Origin of the sequence: Janthinobacterium sp. DSP2-3-3 (assembly GCF_049897325.1) — a bacterium.
Classification (GTDB): domain Bacteria; phylum Pseudomonadota; class Gammaproteobacteria; order Burkholderiales; family Burkholderiaceae_D; genus Janthinobacterium.
The window spans coordinates 1-14,075 of record NZ_JAFCWA010000010.1 but is presented as its reverse complement, the minus strand read 5'-3'; the positions used below and the strand labels follow the sequence as shown (position 1 = coordinate 14,075).

Here is a 14,075-nt window from a genome sequence, read left to right as displayed (position 1 = left end):
AATATTCCTGCCTTGCATGAAAAAAATCATCGTGCGCGACACCCGCGGGCATTTCGTTCCCCGTGGAAACTTTCTCTCACGCTGGCTTTCGGTAGCGCGCTTGCCCTGCCATCCGCTTTGCGCTAGTCTGGCTGGCAGACGGTGTTGACGGTGCGCCAGCGACGGCAAGGGCGCCATGATAACAAATCGCGGGAGACCCCCATGCATGCTTTTGACACACATGAAGTTTTCAATCAAGCCACGCCCTTTGAAAACGTCAATCTGTTCGCCTGCGACCCGGCGCTGATCGAAGCGCTGCTGCGCGAGGGCGGCGGCGCGGCGCTGCGGGAGCTCGACGCGCTGGGTGAAAAGCTGGGCCGCGCCGAGACGTATGCGCTGGCGCGCCTGGCCAATATCCACACGCCCGAATTGCAGCAGTTCGACCGGGCCGGGCGCCGCATCGACGAAGTGCTGTTCCACCCGGCCTGGCATGAACTGATGGCCATCCTCGTAGGCGCCGGTGCGCACGCGTCACCTTGGGCGTCGCCCGGTCCTGGCGCCCAGGTGGCGCGCGCGGCCGCCTATTTATTAGTGGGGCAGGTGGAAAACGGCACGCAGTGTCCCGTGACGATGACGTATGCCTCGGTGCCGGCCTTGCGCCAGGCCCTTGATCTGCCGCAAATCGCCGCCCACTGGTTGCCGAAGATCCTGTCGCGCGAATATGATCCCCGCTCCTTGCCCGTGGAACAGAAGCGCGGCGCCCTGGTCGGCATGGGCATGACGGAAAAGCAGGGCGGCTCGGACGTGCGCAGCAACACCACGCGTGCGGTGCCCGTGCCGCCTGATGAAGCGCTGGCCCTGTTCGGCGACGAGGCCGGCGGCGCCTGGCGCATCGTCGGCCACAAATGGTTTTTTTCGGCGCCGCAATGCGACGCCCATCTGATCCTGGCGCAGGCGCAGGAGGGCGGGTTGTCGTGCTTTTTTCTGCCCCGCTACCTGCCCGACGGCAGCCGCAATGCCATCCGCGTGCAGCGCCTGAAAGATAAGCTGGGCAACCGCTCGAATGCCTCGTCGGAAGTGGAATTCACCAACGCCTATGGCTGGCTGGTGGGCCAGCCGGGGCGGGGCATTCCCACCATCTTGGAAATGGCCAGCCATACGCGTCTCGATTGCGTGCTGGGCAGCACCGGCATCATGCGCGCCGCCTTGACGCAGGCGCTGCACCATGCGCGCCAGCGCGCCGTGTTCGGCAAGCCGCTGGTCGAGCAGCCCCTGATGCAAAACGTGCTGGCCGACCTGGCGCTCGAATCGGAAGCCGCCACGGCCTTTGCGCTGCGCCTGGCACGCTGTTTCGATGAAAAGGAGGATGCGCGGCAAGCCATGCTGGCGCGCGTGCTGACGCCGGCCGGCAAGTACTGGATTTGCAAGCGTGGTCCCGGTTTCGGCGCGGAAGCCATGGAAGTGCTGGGCGGCACCGGCTATGTGGAAGACGCGCCGCTGGCGCGCCTGTACCGGGAGCTGCCCGTCAACTCGATCTGGGAAGGCTCGGGCAACGTCATGTGCCTCGACGTCTTGCGCGCCTTCGGCAAGTCGCCGGTCGCGCGCGACGCCCTGGCGGCCGAGCTGGCGCTGGCCGGCGATGCTGACGCCGCCTTTGTTGAGTACCGGACGCGCCTGCTGACCGAGCTGGATGGGCCGCAAACAGATGAGTTTGGTGCTCGGCACTTATCCGAGCGCATCGTGCTGGCCGTGCAGGCGGGATTGCTGCTGCGCCATGCACCGCCCTTCATCGCGCAGGCCTTCCTGCAGTCGCGTCTGGTGCAAGCGCCGGGCGGCGCGTATGGCCGCTTGCCGGCGGGCACCGATTGCGCGGCCATCCTGGCGCGCGCCCTGCGCGAGTACTGACCCCGAAAAATCCGACTATTTCGAAAATTCCGGCCACAGGCGGGCTGTGGGCTGGGATAATGCGGCAATCCATCATTTTATCGATACACAGCGCGCCTGCGGCCCAGACTTGCCGCCGCGCCAGAGAGCAGAGAAAGAACAACAATATGAAACAAGATCCACGCTTCCCGAATTTGTTTATTACCGATCACCCTTTGATCCAGCATAAGCTGAGCCACATGCGCGAGCACGATACGTCGACGCGCACCTTCCGCGAATTGCTCAAGGAAATCACCTTGCTGATGGGTTATGAAATCACGCGCGACCTGCCACTGACCACGCGTGAAATCAAGACTCCGCTGGTGACCATCGACGCGCCCGTCATCGCAGGCAAGAAACTGGCCATCGTCCCCATCTTGCGCGCCGGCATCGGCATGAGCGATGGCTTGCTGAACCTGGTGCCATCGGCGCGCGTGGGCCACATCGGCGTGTACCGCGATCCCGCCACCCACATGCCGGTGGAATACCTGGTGCGCTTGCCGGACTTGAACGAGCGCACCTTCATCCTGTGCGACCCGATGGTGGCGACCGGTAATTCGGCAGTGTACGCCGTCGACGTGCTGAAGAAGCGGGGCGTGACGGACGAGCAGATCATCTTCCTGGCGTTGGTGGCCGCACCGGAAGGCGTGAGCGTATTCCAGAACGCGCATCCGAACGTCAAGATGTTCTGCGCCTCGCTCGATTCGCACCTGGATGACCACGCCTACATCGTGCCGGGCCTAGGTGATGCCGGCGACCGCATCTTCGGCACCAAGTAAGCCACGTCAGGCGAGGATGACGATGGCAACCTTGATCGATCCGGATTTTCGCGCGCGTTTGCGCGCCCTGAACGAAAAATATGCGGCTGGCGTGCCAGCCCTGATGCAAACGATCACGCAGGCAAGCGGCCGTTGCGACAGCGAAGGCCCCCGTTTGGAAACGTTGACGGAGCTGCACCGTGCGCTGCACGCAGTAGCCGGCTCGGCCGCCACCTTCGGTTTCGCTGCGCTGGGGCAGGAATGCCGGCGCATCGAACAACAGGTACGTGCCATGCTCAATGCGCCTGCGCAGGCGGTGGCGGAATGGCCCGCCGTGCGGGCGCAAGTGGCGGCGCTGCTGCATTGGGCCGCACGCGATGCGGGTGCCACCCATTTCAGCGCGTGAGTAGCGGCGCTACAGGGATGTGGTTGCAATGATTCATTTGATGCAACGCAAAGCACCCGCGTCGCAGATTAGGATATAGTGTCTCCATGCTGCTGGTACAGGGCGCCGCAAGACGGGGATTTAGCTATTAAAGTAGTGTTTGCAAGTTTATTTTGCGAAAGAATGGTTTTTCTCAGTTTTGTTGGTATAATTGGGCATCGTTGGATTCGAGGTAGTAGTGCAGTTAGTCTGTCATTTCTTTCTTGCTTCAAACGATATAACGGGCGCAAGCCCAACTTAACTGAAATAGGAAATTGTAATGGCAACTGGCATCGTAAAATGGTTCAATGATTCGAAGGGTTTCGGCTTTATTACCCCTGATGAAGGCGGCGAAGATCTGTTCGCTCACTTCTCGGCTATCCAGTCGAACGGCTTCAAGTCCCTGCAAGAGAACCAACGCGTTTCTTTTGAAGTGACCGCTGGCCCTAAAGGCAAGCAAGCTTCGAACATTCAGCCAATCTAATACGCTGGATCAAACGAAATAAAGAAATCCTCGGTCTCCGAGGATTTTTTTTCGTCTAAATTTCCGTGAGCCATGGGTCTTACGCGGGCTGCGTGGTTCTTTTGACATGCTTTGCGTTCTTCCAGTTCGCCCCGCATTGGCTAGATAGCCCTTTCACGCCAGTAATCTGGCTGCGAATAACTATGCCTTAAAAAATCCACGAACGCCCGTATGCGCAGCGGCAAATGGCGGCGCTGGGCAAACACGGCATAAATATCGTTGCCCGGCGCGGCAAACTGGTCCAGTACCGTCACCAGCTGGCCCGAGGCGATTTCGGCGCCCACTTCCCACATCGAGCGCCACGCCAATCCCTTGCCGGCCAGCGCCCAGTCGTGCAGCACTTCACCATCGTTACAGACCATATTGCCCGCCACCTTTAAAATGACATTCTTGCCGTTTTCGCGGAAGGTCCAGCCCCGCTGGCTGCCTTCGCTGCTGATCGCCAGGCAATTGTGTTTCGCCAGGTCGGCCGGGATGCGCGGCGTGCCCGCCCGTTTCAGGTAGGCGGGCGAGCCGACCAGCACGCGCTGGTTGTCGGCCAGCTTGGTGCTCACCAGCGAGGAATCGGACAGGCTGGCGATGCGGATGGCCACGTCGATGCCTTCGCCGATCAGGTCGACCAGGCGGTCGTTCAGATTCAGCGACACCGTCACGTCGCGGTGCTCGGCGACAAAAGAGGGGATCAAGGGCGCCACGTGCTGGCGTCCGAAGCCGGCCGGCGCGGAAATGAGTAAATGACCGCTGGCCTTCACGCTGCGTTCGGCCACGGCCGCTTCCGCCTCTTCCAGCTCTCCCAGAATGCGCTGGCAGTCTTCCAGGAAGGCGGCGCCTTCATTCGTCAAGGCCAGCTTGCGCGTCGTGCGCTGCAACAATTTGACGCCCAGGCGCTGCTCCAGTGCGTCGAGGCGCCGGCCGATCATGGCCGGTGCGATCCCTTCCGCGCGTGCGGCCGCCGACAGGCTGCCCTTGGCCACGACTTCCACGAACGTTGATATTTGTCTGAACTGCCCCATGCCGTGCTCCCGCGATGCCATCACTTGTGATAAAAACGCATAGATGAAGTGATTTTTAATCTCGTTTCCATGCCTTATAGTGCAATACTATAGAACAAACGCGCCGCCCGGCAGAGTGTTTTTGCACCTCTGTCCGGCTTGTCAGCGCAGTCGTTCAGCTTATACTTGGATCGCCAGATTACCTTTGCTTATATTGATTAAAAACCGGAGAACTTCATGACGCAGAACACGATCGCACTTCCAGAAGGCATGCAAATCACGGGTGAAATCCAGCCCGGCTACGAACAGATCCTCACGCCGGCAGCGCTGGCGCTGGTGGCCAAACTGACGCGTGCCTTCGAGCCGCGCCGCCAGCAATTGCTGGCCGTGCGCGTGGAGCGGGCCAAACGCCTCGACGCTGGTGAGCGTCCTGATTTCCTGCCAGAAACCGCGCACATCCGCGACGGCGACTGGAAGATCGCGCCGATTCCGAAGGCGCTGGAATGTCGGCGTGTGGAAATCACCGGTCCCGTCGAGCGCAAGATGGTCATCAACGCCTTCAATTCCGGCGCGGACAGCTACATGACGGACTTCGAGGATTCGAACACGCCGAACTGGGATAACCAGTTGACGGGCCAGATCAATATGTTCGACGCCGTGCGCAAAACGATTTCGCTGGAGCAAAATGGCAAGTCGTACAAGCTGAACGACAAGATCGCCACCCTCGTAGTGCGCCCGCGCGGCTGGCACCTCGATGAAAAGCACGTGCTGGTCGATGGCAAGCGCATTTCCGGTGGCATTTTCGATTTCGCCCTGTTCATGTTTCATAACGCCAAGGAACAATTGGAGCGCGGCGCCGGCCCGTATTTCTACCTGCCGAAAATGGAATCGCACCTGGAAGCGCGCCTGTGGAACGATATTTTTGTCATGACGCAAAACGAATTGGGCTTGCCACAAGGCACGATCAAGGCGACTGTCCTGATCGAAACCATTTTGGCTGCGTTTGAAATGGATGAAATCCTGTACGAACTGAAGGAGCACAGCTCGGGCCTGAACGCGGGCCGCTGGGATTACATCTTTTCATGCATCAAGAAATTCAAGCTGGACAAGGATTTCTGCCTGGCTGACCGCGCGAAAGTCACCATGACGGCGCCATTCATGCGCGCCTACGCCTTGCTGCTGCTGAAAACGTGTCATAAACGTGGCGCACCGGCCATTGGCGGCATGGCAGCCTTGATCCCGATCAAGAATGATGCGGAAAAGAACGACATCGCCATGGGCGGCGTGCGCAACGACAAGGCGCGCGATGCCACTGACGGCTACGATGGCGGCTGGGTGGCCCATCCGGGTCTGGTGGAGCTGGCCATGGGCGAGTTCACGAAAGTGCTGGGCGACAAGCCGAACCAGATCGGCAAGCAGCGTCCCGACATCGATGTGACAGCGTCGGACTTGCTGAACTTCCAGCCGGAAGCGCCGATCACGGAAGCAGGCTTGCGCTACAACATCAACGTTGGCATCCACTACCTGGGCAGCTGGCTGGCCGGCAATGGTTGCGTGCCTATCCATAACCTGATGGAAGATGCGGCCACGGCCGAGATCAGCCGCTCGCAAGTGTGGCAGTGGATTCGCTCCAGCAAGGGCGTGCTGGAAGATGGCCGCAAGGTCACGGCTGACATGGTGCGCGCCATGATTCCGGAAGAGTTGGCCAAGGTGCAGCGCGATGCGCCAGGCGGTAACGGGCCGACCTATGTGCGTGCTGGCCAAATCTTCGAGGAAATGTCGACGTCGGAATCGTTCGCCGAATTCCTGACCTTGCCGTTGTACGAAGAAATCTGATCTTGATCAAGTAGCAGCATGAAAAAATCCCGGTAGATGCCATAAAGCATCTGCCGGGATTTTTTATTGTGGAAGGATCGGCTTAAAAATTATTCTTCCACATGCGCAAGGCGGCAAATGCTTCCACGGGCGAAGCATCCGCCGCCAGCTTGCCTTCCACCTTCAGGCTGGTCAGAATCTCCGCTTCGCGGTAGCGCAGGAAGGGGTTCGTGGCCTTCTCAAGGGCAATGGTCGACGGCACGGTCGATAAACCTTGCTGGCGCTTTTCCGTGTCGATGGCGATGCGCTCCTGCAAGGCCAGATTGCCCGGCTCGACGGCGTTGGCGAAGCGCAGATTGGACAAGGTGTACTCATGCGCGCAAAATACCTGCGTATCGTCGGGCAGGGCGGCAAGCTTGCCCAGCGAGTCGGCCATCTGGCCCGGCGTGCCTTCGAACAGGCGGCCGCAGCCGCCGGCAAACAGGGTGTCGCCGGAAAACAGCCACGGTGCTCCGCTGCGCTCATCGCGCTGGCGCACATAGGCGATATGCCCCTTGGTGTGGCCGGGCACGTCGATGACCGTCATTTGCAAGCCCAGCTCGGCGACATAGGCAACATCGCCTTCGGCAAGCGGTTCCGTGATGGCTGTGATAGCCTCATTGCGCGGGCCGAAGACGGGTACGGCGAAATGCTGCAACAATGCAGGCACGCCACCCGTGTGGTCGGCGTGGTGGTGCGTGAGTAAAATGGCGGACAAGGTCAATTGATGGGCTTGCAGCGCATCGAGAATGGCCATCGCATCGCCGGGGTCGACCACGGCGGCGTGGCGGCCGTCATGGATCAGCCACAGGTAATTGTCGGCAAAGGCGGGCACGGCAAGTACTGATAAAGCGTGTTCAGGGGAATGTGTCATGAGCAAAAGAGAAAACTGAATGGACAGTGTGGCATCCGAAAAATCCATTATAGCGCTTGACGGCTGGCTGCAGACGCCGGCCGGTCTCTACGTGCGCGCCTGGGAACAGCAATGCCTCGACAGTCTGACCGTCGATATCTTCGGTTTTAATGCCGTGCAGATCGGCTTGCCCCAGCTCGACGCGCTGGCCGCCAACCGCATGCCCAACAAATGGCTGCTCGATGCGCGCCTGCCGTCGCGCCCACCGCAGGAAAGCCGTTTGACCCTGGTGTCGGCCTTCGATGAGCTGCCGTTCGATTCGCAAAGCCTGGACCTGGTGGTCTTGCCGCATGTACTCGAATTTGCCGCCGAGCCGCATCAGGTCTTGCGCGAAGTCGAGCGCGTGCTGATACCCGAGGGGCGCGTCATCGTCTGCGGCTTCAATCCGGCCAGCCTGTGGGGCATGCGCCAGGGCATTGGGAGGGTCACGGGACGCCATTATCTGCCGCAGGAAGGCGAGCTGATCTCTATGCCGCGCATGAAAGACTGGTTAAAATTGCTGAACATGGGCGTCAGTCAAAGTCATTTTGGCTGCTACGCGCCCGCCTGCAGGACGGAAAAATGGCTGCGCCGCAACGCCTTCATGGACAAGGCCGGTGCGCGCTGGTGGCCATATCTGGGCGCAGTGTATATAGTGCAGGCGATCAAGCGCGTCAAAGGGATGCGTCTGATCGGTCCGGCGTGGACCAAGAAACCGGCGACGGCGCCCGCAGGCGCACCGGTCACGAATAAAAGGCGGGAACAGCAAGATGGATAAGTTTGAAGACAAGGTTGAAATTTACGCCGATGGCGCATGCAAGGGCAATCCCGGCACGGGCGGCTGGGGCGCGCTGATGGTGGCCGATGGCGCCAAGAAAGAAATTTACGGCGGGGAACTCAATACAACGAATAATCGCATGGAATTGAAGGCCGTGATCGAAGCCTTGACGGCGCTCAAACGTCCCTGCCAGGTAGTGTTGTATACCGATAGCCAGTACGTCCAGAAGGGCATCAGCGAATGGATCCACGGCTGGAAGGCGCGCGGCTGGAAAACGGCGGCCAAGGCGCCCGTTAAGAACGTCGATCTGTGGCAGGCCCTCGATACGGCCCAGGCCGTACATGAAGTGGAATGGCGCTGGGTACGTGGCCACAATGGTCATCCGGGCAACGAGCGGGCCGATCAGCTGGCCAATCTGGGCGTGGAAACCGTGCGCGCGTAAGAACGCCCAACCAAACCCACTGCGCGTCGCGCTTTGCGGTCGGCGATGCTCACCGTACTAGAGTACGGTTGCGCTTCTCGACCACAACTCACTGCCGCTCGCTACAGTTTTGTTGGGCGTTCGAGCATGCAGTGGTGCGATTACAGCGCATAGCTTTGCTATACTGTGCCCTTCGCTTTTTGCTTTTACGACTGAATCTGCCATGCGTCAAATTGTTCTCGATACTGAAACCACCGGCCTGAACCCGCGCACGGGCGACCGCATCCTGGAGATCGGGGCGGTCGAGCTGAACAACCGCATGTTGACGGGGAATAATTTCCACCATTACATCAATCCCGAGCGCGACTCGGAAGAGGGTGCGCTGGCAGTCCACGGATTGACGACGGAATTCCTCAGCGACAAGCCGAAATTCGCGGAAATCGCGGAAGAATTTCGCGCGTTTATCGCCGGCGCCGAATTGATTATCCACAACGCCCCGTTCGATATCGGCTTCCTCAACGCGGAATTCAAGCGCCTGAACCTGCCGCCCGTGCATGAGCAAGTGCATGGCGTGATCGATACCTTGGTGCAGGCGAAGGAAATGCATCCAGGCAAGCGCAACTCGCTCGACGCCCTGTGCGACCGTTACGGCGTGTCGAACGCCCACCGCAAGCTGCATGGCGCGCTGCTCGACTCCGAATTGCTGGCCGACGTCTACCTGGCCATGACGCGGGGGCAAAACAGCCTCAGCATGGAAGAAGAAGTGGAAGTGGCCGCCGACGGCGCCGTGCTGGAAATCGTGCCCCTGGCCGAAGTCATCTTCCAGAGCGCCACGGCCGACGAGCTTGCCGCCCACGAAGCCACCATCGCCGGCCTCGACAAGGCTGCCAAAGGCCAGTGCATCTGGACCGCCGTCCTGGCGCCACCGGCGGCGGCCTGAGAAAAAAAGCGAACCATGCCAAATTTCCTGTTGCCAGCCCTTGCAGATGGCGCAACACCTATGCGATAATTCGCCTCGCTTCGGGAGGTTAGCTCAGGGGTAGAGCACTGCATTCACACTGCAGGGGTCGCAAGTTCGAAACTTGCACTTCCCACCAAGAATATCAAGTGAAATCAATCACTTACACGTAAAGCCGATCTTTAAAAAGGTCGGCTTTTTTGTTGAGTGTAATTTTTCAGTGTAATTTACTTTGCGACGACCAACAGCGATAGCTTATTCACCGCTTCGCGCTGCGCATCGCTGGCCGTGCAGCCGCATGCCTGCACCAGTTCCAGCGATTCTTCCAGGAAGCGGTGATTGCGCTCGGCGCCGTCAGCGGAGATTTTGGCGCCGAAGCACGCCATCATCCAAGGCTGCACGCGGCTCTGGAATGAATCGGTGGGCGTTGCACTGACGGGTGTATTGTGTTGCTCGTTATTTATCATTGCGGTTGCTCCAATATGGTTATTTCGGTGGGCGCAACCGGTTCGGCCAGGCCCTCGATATACACGGTCATTTCAGCGTCGCCCTTGTGCCAGCAGAAGCCGGCAATGAAGCGGTTCAGGCCTTTGTAGCCGACCGGCCTGGCCAACTGCTTTGCGCGGTGCAGGCGTAGGTCGTGCTGGTCGGCCAGTTCACGCGGCGATTCGGCTGGCTCCGGCTTGCGGGCGCTCATGCTGCCGTCGCCGGACGGCGGGCCCATACCCAGTACGGGCCATCTTCGGAGTCGTGAATGGACAGCGTGAACCAGCCATCACCGGCAGGTGGCGCCGGGTTCCAGGCGGAGACGTCCAGTCCCGCCTGGTCGAAGTAGGCAATATGGGCTGGATGCGTATCATCCTCGGATTCCAGGCTGGCGTAGGTAGTGTCCAGGCCCTGGGCAGCGAGCCACGCGCGATATTCCACCTCTTGATCTTCATCGAACTCTGGCATATCTGGATGTCTATACCAGCCTTCGGCATCGCGCACGACAGGCGCCCATTCAATAAGTTTTGTCATATTCACCTTTCAGGTTGTTGCAGCCAAGACGCCCGCCAGGGTCGCCGCCACGTAAATCAGGATCAGGGCAGCCGCCACGCGCGCGGCGCCGGGGCTGCGTTCGCTGTTCGGCACTTCGTCGTTGTCGGTCATGCTGCCACCGTGGTTGCAGCTTCGTCGGCAGGCGGTGGATACAGAGCCCGGAAGGCATGCAGGTCATCGGCATGCACGCGGAAACCTTCCTCGCCGAACACAAAGCGCCCCGGCCAGCGGCCGCCTGGAAAGCTGAAGTCGACATAAGCCCGCATGCCGCCTCCATATGCCGCCTGTAGGCGCCAGCCATAGACGTACACCTCGGTCACATGGCAACCTGGCAGCTTGGCCTCGACCAGTTCTTGCAGCGCCGCGCCCGCCGCCGCATTCGCGCGCTGCCGGGCGAAATGTCGGGCCATGCAGGCTTCGCAGCAATACGGGTCGCCAGCAGCACTGAACTTCATTTCTTCCGTGTCGCGATTTGCCCAGTTTCCACAGCCGTGGCGGCGGCATTCGAACTGCCACCCGGCTTCGATCAGCGCTTGGGCCGGCACAGGGCCAGGCGCATACTGGTCGTATTCCGGTTTGCGCACGCATGAATCGACGCCATCCCACTCGCAACCGATTTCGTTGCCGCCTTCGCGCCTGGCTGCCGCGCTGCTGGTGGCGTAGCGAATCACGGTCACGTCCGCGCCGTCGCTGACCTGATAGGCCTTCAAGCGCTTCATGGCGTCACCCGTTTGAATTCGATCACCCATACCCAAGGGTTGGCCGCCCAGCTGCCGGCGCCGTTGAGGGAGTCTCAGAGGTGCGCGTAGTGCTCCAGAGGCGTTGCGCAGTACGCATATCCCGGGATTGATCCATGGCCGCCAGGTGTGCCCTCGGCGCGAGCGTCCTCCTCGCCGCAGGCGTTCAGGCGCTCGACGCGCACCGAAACGATCTCTAGCAGAATCCGGCTGGCCGCGCGCGGCATGAAGATGGCCGGGCGCTTGTACCACCCTGGCAGCGCGCCGCCGCGCCCGGCCGCCAGCGGTAGGTCCGGTGAATCGTCGTCGTACTGGTATGCGCGGTGGCATTCGGCCGTCATGTCGATGAAGTGCCATTCGTCGCGGCCCTTCTTATGGCTGTAGCGCGTCACCCAGCGGCCGTAGGCGAAGAACGTCTCGCGCACCCAGATGTGGTCGCCGGGCTTGCCATATGGGCAGGATCTCTTCGACTCCTGAAGCAGCTGGAGCAGGGCCGCTGGATCACCCGTCCATGGCTCGATACGCTGGTTCGTGACCATTTCGGGCGCAGGCTTGACCGGACGCCGCGTTTGGGTCTTGCTTCCGTCGAGTAAGGCCCGCGCCATTGGCGCGTTGAAAAGCATTGGGCGTTCCCGTACATAACTGGGTGCGGCTTGTTGAAATTTATCCATTGTTTCAAATCCAAGTGTTATATTTGCCGTCCGGAAACAAGGGGGAAAAATGTCTAATACCGAAATGCTGTCTGCGACCGTCGTCAAGGTCGGTGAATTCGCCTATATTTTTGATAGCGATGTTGAAGCGAGCGAATTCTTCTATTGCGTTGGCAAGCACGGCCTCGAGTTTTGCTTTCCGGCTTACTCCTTCAAGAGGGTGCCTATCGCTGAATACGAGCCGGAAAGTAGTAGCGACAACGATGGCGGGGGGAGTTATGGCATGTGACGCTCGCCGTTCGATGCTGCGCAGCTGACGACGCCATTTACTTCCATTACATTAATTAGCCGGGCCGCCCGGTTGTAGCCGATCCGCAGGTGGCGCTGCACCAGCGAGATCGACGCGCGCTGGTTTATGCTAACCACCTCGACGGCCTGGTCGTACAGCGGATCGCTCGCGCTGCCGTCGCCGGGCAGCACGGCGCCTGCCGCTTCGCCATTCAGCTGCAGCGCCGGCCGCTGCTGGCGGACAGGGGCATCGCCCGCTGCCGGCCGTGGGCTCGGTTCCATGATCTCAACGGCGGCTACCAGCAGCAGGTCGGCGGATTGTGAGCCGCCAGGAAGCTCCTTGGCCAGCGTCAGCGCCGATTTAATCGCGCCCGCGGCGGTTTCCGCCATGTGCTCGCGGACGCGGGCAACGGCTGGCTGCATGGTGTTGTCATACAGCTCGTTGAGCACATCGCGGTAACGGGCGCGAAGCTTGTACAGATCGGCAGTCAAGTTCACGGCACGCTCGACCTTCTGATGGCCGGCAGCAGCCGGGCTAGGCGCCTGCGCCTCCACATCGGCCTCGCCGCCCAGGGCCTCTACCAGGTCGGCCAGCAACTTGGCCAGCTCGCCCGACATCAGCGCGAAGTCGCTGTCGAAGCGCTCGTCGTCGTTGCGTGTGGCGCTTTCCTTGATGATTTCCAGCGGCTTGACGGACTTGATGGCCAGCGACTCGTCCAGCACGAAGCTGATCTTGTCGCTCCAGGTCATGGCCAGGCGTGTGCACTGCTTGCCGGCGGCGATGTGGCGGCGGATACGCGCGCCTCCTTCCCGTTTGCATTTCCAAGGCAGTGCCTACGCGTTTTCCTCTGCGTATCGAACGGTAACTCTCCCGGTTACGTCAGTTCCGACGCCCCTAGCATTACCGGTTTTAACGCCTATTCTGGCGCGTCTGTTTCTGCCAACTACTTGGCTATTGGAAAATAAAATGACCGTGTTCTACTCAAACAACGCTCGTGGCTTCTTTCCTGCAGCGATGCGCGCCGCATATGAATCGGCTGGCACTTGGCCAGACGATGGCATCGAAGTATCCACAGAGGACGAAGCGTTACTGCGGGACGCACTTTCCTCGGGTGCGATTATTCAAGAAAAATTTGAGGGGGAATGGAAAATCACGTCACGCCCAGCTGCACCATTTGGCGAATTGGCTGCGCCGTATTTGACAAAACTGCGTCAGGTCCGTGACGATATCCTAAATCGGCTGGCGGGAATCGGTTTTGCTGCGATGGCTGCAAACGATGCGGCCACTGTTCAGCATGTTCTGGAGGTGCGTCAGGCCCTGCTCGATATTACCGTCGCTCCTGCGATACTGGCCGCCACTGATCTTGATGGCCTGACTGCTGCAATGAAGGCCGCTTATGCGTCAATCATCGCAACTGCCGCGCCGATTATTCGCGAGGCTTTCGACCCAGCAGCCATCTAACCACAGCACGCTCCCACAAACCCGCTTCGGCGGGTTTTTTCATTTCCACCACCTGAAAGGCATTCATGGCCATCGAAACGACCGCCGCCGGCGGCGCACTGATTAAAATTTTTGGCATCCCGGTCCTGGCCGGCGCTGCCGCAACCTCACTGGGATTCATGTTCATGTGGCCAAAAACTGCCAAGGAAGCGGGCGTGCGCTTCTTCGTCACCATTCTTTTTTCCGCCCTGATGGGCCCGGCCCTGGTCGTGGTCGTGCGCAACTGGATGCCGGGCCTGTTCGATAACGCAAAGGATGTGGCGGTGCTGTATGACAGCGACCCGGCACTGGGCTTTCTGTTTATCGCCGCGCCGCTGATGGTAGCCGCCGGCTTGCCCGCCTGGTGGGTGCTGGGC

Annotated in this window: 20 protein-coding genes, 1 tRNA gene and 2 pseudogenes; 13 read left to right on the top strand and 10 right to left on the bottom strand. The window is 60.3% G+C overall.

All coding sequences use genetic code 11. The annotated features are described in order from the left end of the window. Positions 1-201 precede the first annotated feature (201 nt). The 4 genes from ACP7DE_RS19645 (at position 202) to ACP7DE_RS19630 (ending at position 3,568) form a co-directional block, all read left to right on the top strand. Positions 202-1,884, top strand: coding sequence for an isovaleryl-CoA dehydrogenase (locus ACP7DE_RS19645; protein ID WP_426073647.1), 1,683 nt, complete (start codon positions 202-204; stop codon positions 1,882-1,884). Between the two features lie 146 nt (positions 1,885-2,030). Next, positions 2,031-2,681 carry a uracil phosphoribosyltransferase gene (gene upp / locus ACP7DE_RS19640; RefSeq protein ID WP_426073646.1) on the top strand — a complete coding sequence of 217 codons (651 nt, stop codon included), beginning with the start codon at positions 2,031-2,033 and terminating at the stop codon, positions 2,679-2,681. Positions 2,682-2,703: 22 nt separating this feature from the next. Further along, the gene (locus ACP7DE_RS19635; protein ID WP_426073645.1) at positions 2,704-3,066 is read left to right on the top strand and encodes an Hpt domain-containing protein; all 363 of its coding nucleotides are present in this window, start codon (positions 2,704-2,706) and stop codon (positions 3,064-3,066) included. Between the two features lie 298 nt (positions 3,067-3,364). Further along, complete coding sequence (locus tag ACP7DE_RS19630) at positions 3,365-3,568, top strand: cold-shock protein (protein ID WP_010398811.1); 204 nt, start codon at positions 3,365-3,367, stop codon at positions 3,566-3,568. Between the two features lie 140 nt (positions 3,569-3,708). Here the strand turns inward: ACP7DE_RS19630 and ACP7DE_RS19625 are convergent, their stop codons facing one another. Continuing rightward, positions 3,709-4,620 carry a LysR family transcriptional regulator gene (locus tag ACP7DE_RS19625; protein ID WP_035819455.1) on the bottom strand — a complete coding sequence of 304 codons (912 nt, stop codon included), beginning with the start codon at positions 4,618-4,620 and terminating at the stop codon, positions 3,709-3,711. Between the two features lie 216 nt (positions 4,621-4,836). Between ACP7DE_RS19625 and aceB the strand changes: the two genes are divergently transcribed. Next, the gene (gene aceB, locus ACP7DE_RS19620; protein ID WP_426073644.1) at positions 4,837-6,435 is read left to right on the top strand and encodes a malate synthase A; all 1,599 of its coding nucleotides are present in this window, start codon (positions 4,837-4,839) and stop codon (positions 6,433-6,435) included. 82 nt (positions 6,436-6,517) lie between these two features. On the opposite strand, the gene gloB is transcribed toward aceB, so the two are convergent. After that, positions 6,518-7,327 (bottom strand): hydroxyacylglutathione hydrolase, encoded by an 810-nt coding sequence (gene gloB / locus ACP7DE_RS19615; RefSeq protein ID WP_426073643.1) that lies wholly within the window; start codon positions 7,325-7,327, stop codon positions 6,518-6,520. A gap of 19 nt (positions 7,328-7,346) precedes the next feature. On the opposite strand from gloB, the gene ACP7DE_RS19610 reads away from it, so the two are divergent. The 4 genes from ACP7DE_RS19610 (at position 7,347) to ACP7DE_RS19595 (ending at position 9,641) form a co-directional block, all read left to right on the top strand. Next, complete coding sequence (locus tag ACP7DE_RS19610; protein WP_426073642.1) at positions 7,347-8,123, top strand: class I SAM-dependent methyltransferase; 777 nt, start codon at positions 7,347-7,349, stop codon at positions 8,121-8,123. Continuing rightward, entirely contained in the window at positions 8,116-8,565 is a 450-nt protein-coding gene (rnhA, locus tag ACP7DE_RS19605) for a ribonuclease HI (protein ID WP_426073640.1), read from the top strand. Before ACP7DE_RS19610 ends, rnhA begins: the two co-directional genes overlap by 8 nt. A 202-nt stretch (positions 8,566-8,767) precedes the next feature. Further along, on the top strand, positions 8,768-9,484 hold the full coding sequence (gene dnaQ / locus ACP7DE_RS19600; protein WP_426073639.1) for a DNA polymerase III subunit epsilon: 717 nt from the start codon (positions 8,768-8,770) through the stop codon (positions 9,482-9,484). An 82-nt stretch (positions 9,485-9,566) separates the two neighbouring features. Beyond that, a tRNA-Val gene (locus tag ACP7DE_RS19595) sits at positions 9,567-9,641 on the top strand. An 88-nt stretch (positions 9,642-9,729) separates the two neighbouring features. Here the strand turns inward: ACP7DE_RS19595 and ACP7DE_RS19590 are convergent. The 6 genes from ACP7DE_RS19590 to ACP7DE_RS19565 all read right to left on the bottom strand — a co-directional run bounded on the left by ACP7DE_RS19590 (position 9,730) and on the right by ACP7DE_RS19565 (position 11,951). Beyond that, positions 9,730-9,969, bottom strand: coding sequence for a hypothetical protein (locus ACP7DE_RS19590; RefSeq protein WP_426073638.1), 240 nt, complete (start codon positions 9,967-9,969; stop codon positions 9,730-9,732). Continuing rightward, complete coding sequence (locus ACP7DE_RS19585) at positions 9,966-10,199, bottom strand: hypothetical protein (protein ID WP_426073637.1); 234 nt, start codon at positions 10,197-10,199, stop codon at positions 9,966-9,968. Before ACP7DE_RS19585 ends, ACP7DE_RS19590 begins: the two co-directional genes overlap by 4 nt. Next, complete coding sequence (locus ACP7DE_RS19580) at positions 10,196-10,522, bottom strand: hypothetical protein (protein ID WP_426073636.1); 327 nt, start codon at positions 10,520-10,522, stop codon at positions 10,196-10,198. The genes ACP7DE_RS19585 and ACP7DE_RS19580 overlap by 4 nt, the downstream gene beginning before the upstream one ends. Before the next feature lie 9 nt (positions 10,523-10,531). Continuing rightward, positions 10,532-10,654 (bottom strand): hypothetical protein, encoded by a 123-nt coding sequence (locus ACP7DE_RS19575; RefSeq protein WP_257224801.1) that lies wholly within the window; start codon positions 10,652-10,654, stop codon positions 10,532-10,534. Beyond that, entirely contained in the window at positions 10,651-11,253 is a 603-nt protein-coding gene (locus tag ACP7DE_RS19570; RefSeq protein WP_426073635.1) for a hypothetical protein, read from the bottom strand. The genes ACP7DE_RS19575 and ACP7DE_RS19570 overlap by 4 nt, the downstream gene beginning before the upstream one ends. A gap of 83 nt (positions 11,254-11,336) precedes the next feature. Next, positions 11,337-11,951, bottom strand: a complete 615-nt coding sequence (locus ACP7DE_RS19565; RefSeq protein ID WP_426073634.1) for a hypothetical protein — start codon at positions 11,949-11,951, stop codon at positions 11,337-11,339. Between the two features lie 49 nt (positions 11,952-12,000). Between ACP7DE_RS19565 and ACP7DE_RS19560 the strand changes: the two genes are divergently transcribed. Further along, positions 12,001-12,219 (top strand): hypothetical protein, encoded by a 219-nt coding sequence (locus ACP7DE_RS19560; protein WP_426073633.1) that lies wholly within the window; start codon positions 12,001-12,003, stop codon positions 12,217-12,219. On the opposite strand, the gene ACP7DE_RS19555 is transcribed toward ACP7DE_RS19560, so the two are convergent. Continuing rightward, complete coding sequence (locus ACP7DE_RS19555) at positions 12,207-12,500, bottom strand: DNA translocase FtsK (RefSeq protein ID WP_426073831.1); 294 nt, start codon at positions 12,498-12,500, stop codon at positions 12,207-12,209. The two genes, ACP7DE_RS19560 and ACP7DE_RS19555, sit on opposite strands and share 13 nt — an antisense overlap. 270 nt (positions 12,501-12,770) lie before the next feature. Next, positions 12,771-13,013, bottom strand: a pseudogene (rdgC, locus tag ACP7DE_RS19550) (recombination-associated protein RdgC); the annotation flags it as partial. Here rdgC and ACP7DE_RS19545 point away from each other — a divergent pair. From ACP7DE_RS19545 to ACP7DE_RS19535, 3 genes and pseudogenes are all read left to right on the top strand, one after another. Continuing rightward, positions 13,002-13,184 carry a gp53-like domain-containing protein gene (locus ACP7DE_RS19545; protein WP_426073632.1) on the top strand — a complete coding sequence of 61 codons (183 nt, stop codon included), beginning with the start codon at positions 13,002-13,004 and terminating at the stop codon, positions 13,182-13,184. The pseudogene rdgC and the gene ACP7DE_RS19545 overlap by 12 nt on opposite strands. A gap of 1 nt (position 13,185) precedes the next feature. Continuing rightward, the gene (locus ACP7DE_RS19540; protein ID WP_426073631.1) at positions 13,186-13,680 is read left to right on the top strand and encodes a hypothetical protein; all 495 of its coding nucleotides are present in this window, start codon (positions 13,186-13,188) and stop codon (positions 13,678-13,680) included. Between the two features lie 164 nt (positions 13,681-13,844). Beyond that, a pseudogene (locus ACP7DE_RS19535) lies at positions 13,845-14,075 on the top strand (hypothetical protein); the annotation flags it as partial.